The organism is Streptomyces camelliae (genome assembly GCF_027625935.1).
GTDB classification, from domain to species: domain Bacteria; phylum Actinomycetota; class Actinomycetes; order Streptomycetales; family Streptomycetaceae; genus Streptomyces; species Streptomyces camelliae.
In genome coordinates this window covers 5,836,006-5,846,888 of record NZ_CP115300.1, presented here as the reverse complement: position 1 = coordinate 5,846,888, position 10,883 = coordinate 5,836,006, and the positions used below count along the sequence as shown (strand labels likewise).

General features: G+C 69.8%; 11 protein-coding genes and 1 tRNA gene. 7 read left to right on the top strand and 5 right to left on the bottom strand.

The features are described 5' to 3' along the window. Positions 1 to 37 precede the first annotated feature (37 nt). Positions 38 to 910 (top strand): DUF4429 domain-containing protein, encoded by an 873-nt coding sequence (locus tag O1G22_RS26785; RefSeq protein WP_270083641.1) that lies wholly within the window; start codon positions 38 to 40, stop codon positions 908 to 910. Between the two features lie 25 nt (positions 911 to 935). Here O1G22_RS26785 and O1G22_RS26780 read toward each other — a convergent pair whose 3' ends face one another. Beyond that, positions 936 to 2,501, bottom strand: a complete 1,566-nt coding sequence (locus O1G22_RS26780; protein WP_270083640.1) for a purple acid phosphatase family protein — start codon at positions 2,499 to 2,501, stop codon at positions 936 to 938. A gap of 165 nt (positions 2,502 to 2,666) precedes the next feature. On the opposite strand from O1G22_RS26780, the gene O1G22_RS26775 reads away from it, so the two are divergent. Beyond that, positions 2,667 to 2,924 carry a hypothetical protein gene (locus O1G22_RS26775; RefSeq protein WP_225096336.1) on the top strand — a complete coding sequence of 86 codons (258 nt, stop codon included), beginning with the start codon at positions 2,667 to 2,669 and terminating at the stop codon, positions 2,922 to 2,924. Between the two features lie 26 nt (positions 2,925 to 2,950). Further along, positions 2,951 to 4,768, top strand: a complete 1,818-nt coding sequence (gene glmS, locus O1G22_RS26770) for a glutamine--fructose-6-phosphate transaminase (isomerizing) (protein WP_225096335.1) — start codon at positions 2,951 to 2,953, stop codon at positions 4,766 to 4,768. Positions 4,769 to 4,914: 146 nt separating this feature from the next. Here the strand turns inward: glmS and O1G22_RS26765 are convergent, their stop codons facing one another. Beyond that, a complete protein-coding gene (locus O1G22_RS26765) occupies positions 4,915 to 5,457 on the bottom strand; it encodes a GPR1/FUN34/YaaH family transporter (protein ID WP_270083639.1) in 543 nt (180 codons plus the stop codon). A gap of 130 nt (positions 5,458 to 5,587) precedes the next feature. After that, positions 5,588 to 6,115, bottom strand: a complete 528-nt coding sequence (locus tag O1G22_RS26760) for a universal stress protein (protein WP_270083638.1) — start codon at positions 6,113 to 6,115, stop codon at positions 5,588 to 5,590. Positions 6,116 to 6,933: 818 nt separating this feature from the next. On the opposite strand from O1G22_RS26760, the gene O1G22_RS26755 reads away from it, so the two are divergent. The 3 genes from O1G22_RS26755 (at position 6,934) to O1G22_RS26745 (ending at position 9,033) form a co-directional block, all read left to right on the top strand. Beyond that, positions 6,934 to 8,139, top strand: coding sequence for a helix-turn-helix domain-containing protein (locus O1G22_RS26755; protein WP_270083637.1), 1,206 nt, complete (start codon positions 6,934 to 6,936; stop codon positions 8,137 to 8,139). A 112-nt stretch (positions 8,140 to 8,251) separates the two neighbouring features. Continuing rightward, the gene (gene orn / locus O1G22_RS26750) at positions 8,252 to 8,854 is read left to right on the top strand and encodes an oligoribonuclease (protein WP_270083636.1); all 603 of its coding nucleotides are present in this window, start codon (positions 8,252 to 8,254) and stop codon (positions 8,852 to 8,854) included. Between the two features lie 106 nt (positions 8,855 to 8,960). Then, positions 8,961 to 9,033 (top strand) — tRNA-His (locus O1G22_RS26745). On the opposite strand, the gene O1G22_RS26740 is transcribed toward O1G22_RS26745, so the two are convergent. Together O1G22_RS26740 and sigJ are read right to left on the bottom strand one after the other, a co-directional pair. Next, positions 9,025 to 9,381 (bottom strand): SAM-dependent methyltransferase, encoded by a 357-nt coding sequence (locus O1G22_RS26740; protein WP_428986408.1) that lies wholly within the window; start codon positions 9,379 to 9,381, stop codon positions 9,025 to 9,027. The genes O1G22_RS26745 and O1G22_RS26740 overlap by 9 nt on opposite strands. Positions 9,382 to 9,433: 52 nt before the next feature. Then, the gene (sigJ, locus tag O1G22_RS26735; RefSeq protein ID WP_270083635.1) at positions 9,434 to 10,393 is read right to left on the bottom strand and encodes an RNA polymerase sigma factor SigJ; all 960 of its coding nucleotides are present in this window, start codon (positions 10,391 to 10,393) and stop codon (positions 9,434 to 9,436) included. 87 nt (positions 10,394 to 10,480) lie between these two features. Between sigJ and O1G22_RS26730 the strand changes: the two genes are divergently transcribed. Next, positions 10,481 to 10,846, top strand: coding sequence for a DoxX family protein (locus tag O1G22_RS26730; RefSeq protein WP_270083634.1), 366 nt, complete (start codon positions 10,481 to 10,483; stop codon positions 10,844 to 10,846). Positions 10,847 to 10,883: the final 37 nt, after the last annotated feature.

Sequence of the window (10,883 nt, the reverse complement as noted above, 5' to 3'; positions counted from 1 at the left end):
GACCACTGTCCCGCAGATCCGGTGAAACAATCCCCCCATGGCGGAAATCATCCAGAAGGACGGCACCTGGGCCTTCGACGGCGAGGCCCTGCGGCTCACCCCGGGCCGGGACAAGAACGTGAGCCTGTTCCGCCGGGAGCTGGGCGAACTCCTCGTCCCGTTGGGGGCGTTGGCCGGTGTCTCCTTCGAGCAGGGGCGCAGGTCCGGGCGGCTGAGGCTGCGGCTGCGCGACGGCGCCGACCCGCTGACCCAGGCCACCGCGGGGCGGCTCGCGGAGGGGGACGACCCGTATCAGCTTCCGGTGCAGTCCGACCGGTACGGCGTCGCCGAGTACGTCGCGGACGAGGTGCGCCAGGCGCTGCTGCTGGACGGGATCCCGCCAGACCCGGTCGACGCCTTCCTGCTGCCCGGTCCGGCGCTTCCGGTGGCCGCCTCCGCCGGGGACGGCACGGCGAGCTTCGACGGGGAGCGGGTCCGGCTGGAGTGGAACTGGAAGACGGAGGACGCCAAGGCCGCCGCCGGGCCCCGCGCCATACCGGTCACGGAGATCACCGGCGTGGAGTGGCAGCCGGCGGCCGGGCTGGAGAACGGGCACCTGCGCTTCCTGGTGCGCGGCGCCCCGGTCACGGCACCGCCCAAGTACGACCCGAACGCCGTCGAGTTGTGGGGCTTCAAGAAGGACCCGCTGATGGCCCTGGTCGCGGCGGCCGTCCAGGCCCGGCTGCCGCACCCCGCCGCGCCGGAGGCGGACGTGCCGCAGGACCCGCCGGTGCTCGACAAGGCGCCCGCCGGGGACGACCACGACACGCTGCTGCGCCGGCTGCGCGAGCTGGGCGAACTGCACCGGGACGGGGTGCTGACGGACGAGGAGTTCACGCTGGCCAAGCAGGCGGTCCTCAAGCGCCTGTGAGGACCGCCCACGTGGGCCGGGGGAGCTACTTCGCGGTGCGGGACACCGTGAAGTGGTCGATGCGGTCGCCGGTCTCGGCGATGCCCGACACCTTCAGCGTGGTCTGGCGGCCCTTCGGCGCGGGGCAGACGTCCACGCGCAGGAAGGAGTAGTTGAGGTAGCGCACCCGGGACCAGGTGACCGTCTCGTTGACCTTGCCGTCCTTGGTGTTGATGAAGGACGCGACCGAGTCGACCTCGTGCTCGTGGCCCTCGTAGGAGTCCGGGGCGCTGAACGCGTACAGGCTGCGGCCCGCGGCGCCGGCGGTGACGTAGACCACGCCCTCGGTCTCGGGGTAGGCGGTGCCGCCGATCGGGAGCTTCTTGGTGACCTTGTCGCCCTTGATGACGTCGGTGCGCTCGTACTGGTGGTTGTGGCCGTTGATGACCAGGTCCACCTGGTACTTCTCGAACAGCGGCACCCACTCCTGGCGCACGCCCCCCTCCGAGGCGTGCGCCGTGGACGTGCAGTACGCGCAGTGGTGGAAGAACACGACGACGAAGTCGATGTCGTCCCGGGCCCGGAACCGCTTCAGCTGGCTCTCGAACCACTTCGTCTGGGTTCCGCCGGAGATGCCCAGGTTCGCCGGGATCTCGAAGGAGACGTCGTTGGGGTCCAGCGAGATGATCGCCGTGTTGCCGTGGACGAAGGAGTAGACGCCGGGCAGGTTCTTCGCGTCCGGGCCGTTGTCCGGCAGGGTCCAGCGGGCCTCTTCGCCGCCGTAGCCGTTGGGCGAGTACCAGGCCTCCATGTCGTGGTTGCCGTACGAGACCATCCACGGGACCTGCTTGGCGACCGACTCGGTCTGGTACAGGAACTGGTCCCAGGTGCGCGAGTCGAAGCCGGTGTCGGTGGACTTGCCCTGGCCGGCCGGGTCGCCGTAGGCGATGTCGCCCGCGTGCAGGTGGAAGGCCGGGTTCTGGCCGAGGATCAGGGCGTTGTTGGCCAGGCCGTGGTAGCCCACGCCCTCGTCGCCGAAGGCCGTGAAGGTGAAGGGCTTCTTGTGGGCGGGGGCGGTGGTGAAGGTGCCCAGGGTGCCCAGCAGGTGCGGCTCGGCCGGGTCGAAGCCCTCGTGGCCGACGCCGTAGTAGTAGGTCTTGCCGGGGCGCAGGTGGGTGAGCTTGGCGTGCAGGTAGTACTGCGTGTGGTCGCCGCTCGCGCCGACACCGGCCGGGGTGTAGAGGGCGCGGACCTCGGCCTCGATCTTGCGGGAGAGGTCCCAGGGGTGGGCGCCGATGCGGATGAACGGCTTCTGCACGGCGACCGGCACCTGCCAGGAGACGGTCATCTCGGTGCGCGGGTCGTTGCCGTAGGCGAGGTGGCGGCCGAAGGGGGCGACGAGGGCGCCGTCGACCCGCTCGGTGGCCGGGGCGGTGCGCTGGGTGGGTACGGCGGCCTGGGCGGTGGCGCCCGTCACGAACGCGCCGCCCGTGACGGCGCCCAGCGTGACGGCGCCGCCTCTGATCAGATTGCGCCGCGAGAATCTCGCGCGCAGGTACTCGTGCTGTTCGGCCATGCTCATGCGCTCGGCGAGCTGGTCCGGTACTCCCATACGAGGAATGTCCATGGCGTCCGAAACTCGTGGGTCCGGGCAACGAGACGCAGGACACAGCATGGACGGCTTGCGAACAGAGATCCAACAGCGCCATTGACAGGGGCCTGCCCGAAATCGGGCACGTTTCTTGCGAAACCGGCGCCGGTGGCTCAGGATCTACGGGTGCACGACGAACTTGTTGATCATCTGACGCGATCCACGCCCCTGAACCGGGGCGAGGCGCTGCGGGTGATCCAGGACGTGCTCGCCTACTTCGACGAGACGACCCAGGACTTCGTCCGTCGCCGCCACCGCGAACTCCAGGTCCAGGGCCTGGTCAACGCGGAGATCTTCGAACGGATCGAGGCGGACCTGAGATACCGGGCGGTGGCGCCGCCGGAGCTGACGCTCAGGCAGCTGCGCCGCATGGTCTACGGCTGAGATGCCAGGCTGAGGGATACCTGTATATGTGCGGAATTGTCGGATACATCGGGAAGCGTGACGTAGCCCCGCTGCTGCTCGAAGGCCTGCAGCGGCTGGAGTACCGCGGCTACGACTCCGCGGGCATCGTCGTCAGCTCCCCGAAGACGCCCGGTCTGAAGATGGTCAAGGCCAAGGGCCGGGTGCGCGACCTGGAGGCCAAGGTCCCGGCGCGCTTCAAGGGCACCACCGGCATCGCCCACACCCGCTGGGCCACCCACGGCGCCCCCTCCGACGTCAACGCCCACCCGCACATGTCGGCCGACAACAAGGTCGCCGTCGTGCACAACGGCATCATCGACAACGCCGCCGACCTGCGCCGCAAGCTGGAGGCGGACGGCGTCGAGTTCCTCTCCGAGACCGACACCGAGGTCCTCACCCACCTGATCGCCCGCTCCACGGCCGAGAAGCTGGAGGACAAGGTCCGCCAGGCGGTCCGCGTGATCGAGGGCACCTACGGCATCGCCGTCGTGCACGCCGACTTCCCCGACCGCATCGTGGTGGCCCGCAACGGCTCCCCCGTCGTCCTCGGCATCGGCGAGAAGGAGATGTTCGTCGCCTCCGACATCGCCGCCCTGGTCATGCACACCCGCCAGATAGTGACCCTGGACGACGGCGAGATGGCCACGCTCAAGGCCGACGACTTCCGCACCTACACCACCGAGGGCACGCGCACCACCGCCGAGCCCACGACGGTGGAGTGGGAGGCCGAGTCGTACGACATGGGCGGCCACGACACCTACATGCACAAGGAGATCTTCGAGCAGGCCGACGCCGTGGACCGCGTGCTGCGCGGCCGCATCGACGACCGCTTCTCCACCGTGCACCTCGGCGGCCTCAACCTGGACGCCCGCGAGGCCCGGCAGATCCGCCGCGTGAAGATCCTCGGCTGCGGCACCTCGTACCACGCGGGCATGATCGGCGCCCAGATGATCGAGGAGCTGGCCCGCATCCCCGCGGACGCCGAGCCGGCCTCCGAGTTCCGCTACCGCAACGCGGTCGTCGACCCCGACACCCTGTACGTCGCCGTCTCCCAGTCCGGTGAGACGTACGACGTCCTCGCCGCCGTCCAGGAGCTGAAGCGCAAGGGCGCCCGGGTCTTCGGCGTCGTCAACGTGGTCGGCTCGGCGATCGCCCGCGAGGCGGACGCCGGGATCTACGTCCACGCGGGCCCGGAGGTCTGCGTGGTCTCCACCAAGTGCTTCACGAACATGACGGTGGCCTTCGCCCTCCTCGCCCTGCACCTGGGCCGCACCCGCGACCTCTCGGTCCGCGACGGCAAGCGGATCATCGAGGGCCTGCGCAAGCTGCCGGACCAGATCACCGAGATCCTCAAGCAGGAGGAGCAGATCAAGGAGCTGGCCGAGCTGTACGCCGACGCCCGCTCGATGCTCTTCATCGGCCGTGTCCGGGGCTACCCCGTGGCCCGCGAGGCCTCCCTGAAGCTCAAGGAGGTCTCCTACATCCACGCCGAGGCCTACCCCGCCTCCGAGCTGAAGCACGGCCCGCTGGCCCTCATCGAGCCGGCCCTGCCGACGGTCGCGATCGTCCCCGACGACGACCTGCTGGAGAAGAACCGCGCCGCCCTGGAGGAGATCAAGGCCCGCAGCGGCAAGATCCTCGCGGTGGCCCACCAGCACCAGGAGAAGGCGGACCAGACGATCGTCGTCCCGAAGAACGAGGACGAACTGGACCCGATCCTCATGGGCATCCCGCTCCAGCTCCTGGCGTACCACACGGCGAAGGCCCTGGGCCGGGACATCGACAAGCCGCGGAACCTCGCCAAGTCGGTGACGGTGGAGTAGGAAATCCACCGACCGCCGAAGCGATAATTGAGCAACCCCCACGGCGAGCGACCACGTCCGCGAGAGCGGCGCCGGTTTAGGCGCAAAAAGGGGACCCCCACGTGTGCCACCAAAGCACGTGGGGGTCCTTTCAGTGCCGCTGCATGTCAGCCGGTGGCCGTCACCCCCCGGCGGGCGGCACGGCCCGGAAGCGCCGTCGGCCAGTGCGCCAGCGCCGCCGTCGCCGCGTACCAGGCCACCGCACCGGACACAGCGGCGACCCAGCCGCCCACCTTGGCCAGAGACGAACTGTCGGCGAAGGCCGCGACGGCCAGCACCAGCATCGCCAGGAACAGCAGCCCGTGCATGACCTGACCGAGGCTGTCCCCGCCCGCGAGGGTCAGGGTGAGCGCCACCAGGGCGAAGAGGAGCAGGAAGAGTCCGGCCGCGTTGGCGGAGGAATGACCGCCGACCGCCCAGGTGAACCACAGCGCGCCGAGGGCCGCGAAGCCCGTGCCGGAAACGCCGTCACCGCCACGGAAGGCCAGCAGGCCGACCAGGAACAGAGCAACTCCGCCCACATAGTGGGCCACTGACACGGCGTCGGACGCGGCCACACCGTGGATCACGCCTGTCGTACCGAGGCCGAACGCCAACAGGGTGATTCCCAGGGCGAGTCGGCCGACCACCGTAGTACTCCCGTTGTCCACGGCGGGCTCCCTTCATGCTGTGCTGTTGTGCGGGTGACCGATATATGCCCTTCACAAGGGCACAAACCACCTCTACGCGCGAGTAGTTTCGCGCTGCACAAAGGGAGTTGAGGAGCTCAGGGGACGACCGTCACGGAATGACGATCACGGGCCGCTGCGCCCGCTTGGCGAGGCGGCCGGCGACGGAGCCGAAGATCCGGCCGACGAGGCCGTGCGTGGAGCCCACGACGATCGCGTCCGCCTCGTACTCCCGCCCCACCTCTTCGAGTTCGTGGCAGATGTCCCCGCCCCGCTCGACCAGGATCCAGGGCACCTCGGCCAGATAGTCCGCACAGGCCAGCTCCAGCCCGAGGACCTCCGTGCGGTGGTCCGGCACGTCGACGAAGACGGGCGGCTCGCAGCCGGCCCACACGGTGGACGGCAGCCGGTTGGCGACATGGACGATGATCAGGCCGGAGTGGGAGCGATGGGCCATCCCGATGGCGTAGGCGAGGGCGCGCTCACTGGAGGTGGAGCCGTCGAAGCCGACGACGACTCCGTGCCGGAACGCGGGGTCGCAGGATGGACGTGGCTCTGCCGCCGCCTGGGGATCGGCCGCCGTGGGGTCGGCGACCGGCCGCTTGCGGTCCGCTGGTTCGAAGAATTCGTGACCGGCCATGGCTGTCTCGGCGTTGTGATCCTTTATGGGTGGGGACGACAGTGTGCGACGGAAGTGTGTGGTGGAGCCGTTCCCAGAGCCGTGTCCGGGAAACATCTTCCCAACCCCATACCCCCAAGGGTACGGCGGCACGCCTCCTGAGCCCAGATCCCGCGCACGCTCCGTAAGCGGCCCCCCGACGTCCGTAGGGGTTCACCGGAGCATGCACGAGCCGCGCCCGTAACGCAATGGTTGCTGGCCCGTACAGGCGGTTTGCACAGGCTCCACATCCGTACGGACAGGATCCGCATCCATACGGATGGTGAGCGAACGGTGACCGTCCGGTCGAACGGGCGTTGAACCGGGCGAGCCATGGCCGGCACCTCGCCGGCCGGCAGGCAGAACGCTTCGGTGCGCAAAGCGGCAGACCTCACAACCGGGGACAGACACCGGTCGACTGACCTGTTTCCGCACCCCCGAACGTCTCTTTTCGGCCAACTTCTCAATGTCGCCCCAGGGGGGTCCAGGGCACCCCCCAACCCCCGTTTGACCTGCACGGAAAGGGTCCACGAGCGGCTGCGCACCCTACGCGGTTCGGCCACTGCCACAAGGCGCACTTCCCTACACCCCTCGCGAGTGCAACGCTTCGTGATCGAATGCTTCACGCCAAGTTGTCATGTCGACAATGTCCGGCGTGTCGAACCGGCCACCGTGAGACCGCGGTAGCCAGTAGATTCGATCTTGACTGTCTTACGGCGGGGGACTCGTGCAGGACCGAGGGGAAACGTGCAGGAGCGACACAACCGAGGAGCCGCGACCACCGAGGGGGGCTTAGCAGTATGAGCCACGACTCCACTGCCGCGCCGGAAGCCGCGGCCCGGAAACTCTCCGGGCGCCGCCGCAAGGAGATCGTCGCGGTGCTGCTGTTCAGCGGCGGCCCCATCTTCGAGAGTTCCATTCCGCTGTCGGTGTTCGGAATCGACCGCCAGGACGCCGGCGTACCGCGCTACCGACTGCTGGTGTGCGCCGGCGAGGAAGGCCCACTGCGGACCACAGGGGGCCTGGAACTCACCGCACCGCATGGGCTGGAGGCGATCTCCCGCGCCGGGACGGTCGTCGTACCGGCCTGGCGGTCGATCACCTCACCGCCACCGGAGGAGGCGCTCGACGCACTCCGCCGGGCGCACGAGGAGGGGGCCCGCATCGTAGGGCTGTGCACCGGCGCCTTCGTCCTCGCGGCGGCGGGCCTGCTGGACGGCCGCCCGGCGACCACCCACTGGATGTACGCACCGACACTGGCCAAGCGCTATCCGTCGGTGCACGTCGATCCACGGGAACTGTTCGTGGACGACGGTGACGTGCTCACCTCAGCGGGTACGGCGGCCGGAATCGATCTCTGTCTCCACATCGTGCGGACGGACCACGGCAACGAGGCGGCCGGCGCGCTCGCCCGGCGCCTGGTGGTCCCGCCGCGCCGGTCGGGCGGCCAGGAGCGCTACCTCGATCGGTCTTTACCGGAGGAGATCGGCGCCGACCCGCTCGCCGAGGTCGTCGCCTGGGCACTGGAACACCTCCACGAGCAGTTCGACGTGGAGACGCTGGCGGCACGCGCCTACATGAGCCGCCGTACGTTCGACCGCCGGTTCCGCTCGCTCACGGGCAGCGCACCCCTGCAGTGGCTGATCACCCAGCGCGTCCTGCAGGCACAGCGCCTCCTGGAGACGTCGGACTACAGCGTGGACGAGGTGGCGGGCCGCTGCGGCTTCCGCTCGCCGGTGGCCCTGCGCGGCCACTTCCGCCGCCAGCTCGGCTCGTCCCCCGCCGCCTACCGGGCCGCCTATCGCGCCCGCCGGCCGCAGGGCGACAAACCGGGTGAGCCGGAACCCTCGGTCCCCGTATCCGGCGCACCCACGGGCCTGCCCGCCCCGGGCCCGGTCGGCCACGTACCGGCCCTCCTGCACCCGGACAGCGGCGTACCGATCCAGAGCCGCCGCACTCCGGCGGGCGCGGTGAGCCTGCTGCCGGGGCCGAGGCACGGGAGCTGAGAGTGACCGAGGGGGCGGGCCCGTCCCGCCCCCTCGGTCAGCTCTCGCGCTTCCCCGCAGAGCACTCCGCACAGGGGGACCGAAAAACACCGGCCCGCTTTAGGGTGGTCGCATGAACGATCGCATGGTGTGGATCGACTGCGAGATGACCGGCCTCTCGCTGTCCGACGACGCTCTCATCGAGGTTGCCGCCCTCGTCACCGACTCCGAGCTGAACGTACTCGGCGAGGGGGTGGACATCGTCATCCGCCCGCCGGACCAGGCACTGGAGACGATGCCGGAGGTGGTGCGTCAGATGCACACCGCGTCCGGGCTGCTCGCCGAGCTCCCGAACGGCACGACCCTCAAGGACGCCGAGGAGCAGGTGCTGGCGTATGTGAAGGAGTACGTGAAGGAGCCCGGCAAGGCCCCCCTGTGCGGCAACTCCGTCGGCACCGACCGCGGCTTCCTGCTGCGCGACATGCCGACCCTGGAGGACTACCTCCACTACCGGATCGTGGACGTCTCCTCCATCAAGGAGCTGGCCCGCCGCTGGTACCCGAGGGCGTACTTCAACAGCCCGGAGAAGAACGGCAACCACCGGGCCCTCGCCGACATCCGCGAGTCGATCGCCGAGCTGCGCTACTACCGCGAGGCCGTCTTCGTGCCCCAGCCCGGCCCCGACTCCGACACGGCGAAGGCGATCGCCGCCAAGCACGTCCTGCCCGCGCAGTAGGGCCCGGGAAAGGTGCTCGCGAAAACGTGTGCGCGAGCACCCCTTCGGACCCTGTAGACTTCTTCTCGGCCGGTCGGGGAAACGACAAGTTCCACCACCGGTCGTGGTGGGTGTAGCTCAGCTGGTAGAGCACCTGGTTGTGGTCCAGGATGTCGCGGGTTCGAGTCCCGTCACTCACCCTGATCAGTCGGCCGGTGGCCCGCGCAAGCGGCCCACCGGCCGAACTGCTTCTCAGGGCTTACGGCCCACCCCGCGATGTCGTCGTTGACACAGAGGAAGCGGCCGGAGGGCAGACCGTCCGGCAGCCGGCGGACGAGCGAGCGAGCCTCGTCGTGGTCGGCGACATGGCCGAGGATGCCGCTGAGGATCAGCGCCGTGGGACGGGTCAGGTCGAGTGTCTGCGCGGCGGCCGCGTCGAGTGTCTCCGCGGCGGCCGCGAGGATGCGCTCCGGGTCGTACAGATCGACGTCCACGTACGCCGCCGCGCCCTCGGCCGATGGTCCGGTCAGGGGCGCGTGGTCGCTCACGCCTGGGGCTCTCCTCAGCGAAACCGGTCGCGTCTTGATCCAAACCCACGGCTCAACAGCCGCCGCCCCTACGCCGGTTCGCCTCCTCGCCCGCCAGCAGCCCGATGTCGGACACCGGACCGAGGTGTGCGAGCTTGTCGGGGTTGGTCAGGGCGTGGATCGCCCGGATCACGCCGTCGGCGATGTCGAGTTCGACCACGCTCGCCACGCGCCCCTCGGCGTCGTAGGCCACGGCACCCGGCCGGCCGTTGACCCAGGCCGGCCGGAAGGCGGCCCCGAGCGTCCGGACCCGGCGGAAGCCGCCCACGAGCATCCGGACGACGCGCCGCGGCTCCGCCGCCGACGTCCCGAACGCCTGTGCCTTGCCGCCGCCGTCGCCCTGGAACACCACGTCGGGGGCGAGCAGGCCGAGCAGCGCGTCCATGTCACCGCTGTCGGCGGCCTCGAAGAACCTGCGGGCGAGCTCCGCACCCTCGGCCCGCCGCACCGGCAGCGACACCGGCTCGGCCGGCCGCCCGTCGGGGGCAACCCGCTTCCTCGCACGGGCGAAGATCTGCCGGCAGTTCGCCTCGGACTTGCCGACGATCCCGGCCACGTCCGGGTAGCCGTACCCGAAGACCTCGCGCAGCACGAACACCGCGCGCTCCACGGGGGTCAGGATCTCCAGCAGCACCAGGAACGCCATCGACAGTGAGTCGGCCAGTTCGGCGTGCTCGGCCGGTCCGGGCCGGTCGGTGGTCGTGACGACCGGCTCCGGCAGCCAGTCGCCCACATAGGTCTCGCGCCGTACCCGCGCCGAGCCCAGGTGGTTGATGCCGAGCCGGGTGACCGCCGTGGTCAGGTACGCCTTCACGTTCCCGACCGTGGTCCCGGCCCGGTGCGCCCGGGTCAGGCCGAGGAAAGCGTCCTGCACGATGTCCTCGGCGTCGCCGACGGATCCGGTCATCCCGTAGGCGATGGAGAACAGCAGCGGCCGGTATCCGTAGGCGTCCGCTTCCGCGGTGACGCGCATCACATCTCTTCCTTTCACAGGACGCCGGGGTCTCTTGTCCTAGAGGGGCGACAGCGCACAGGCAACCACCCGGCAGGGAGAAACCTCATGAACGTCGCTCTGTGGATCGTCGCCGGACTGCTGGCCGCCGCCTACATCTTCGGCGGCAGCTACAAGCTGGCCACACCGAAGGAGAAGATCGCCGCCGCCGGAGCCGCCGGGGAATGGGTCAACGACTTCAGCTCCGGCGGTGTCAGGGCCATCGGCGCCCTGGAGATCCTGGGCGGGGCGGGCCTGATCCTGCCCGCCGTGTTCGGCATCGCTCCGGTCCTGGTCCCACTGGCCGCCGCCGGTCTGGTCCTGCTCATGATCGGCGCGGCACTCACCCGCCTCCACCGCCACGAACTCCACCTCGTCCTGGTGGACCTGATCTACATCGCCCTGGCCGCCTTCGTGGCCTGGGGTCGCCTGTGACCGTAGTCCAGCGCGAGCCTTGAGTCGGTACGTGATG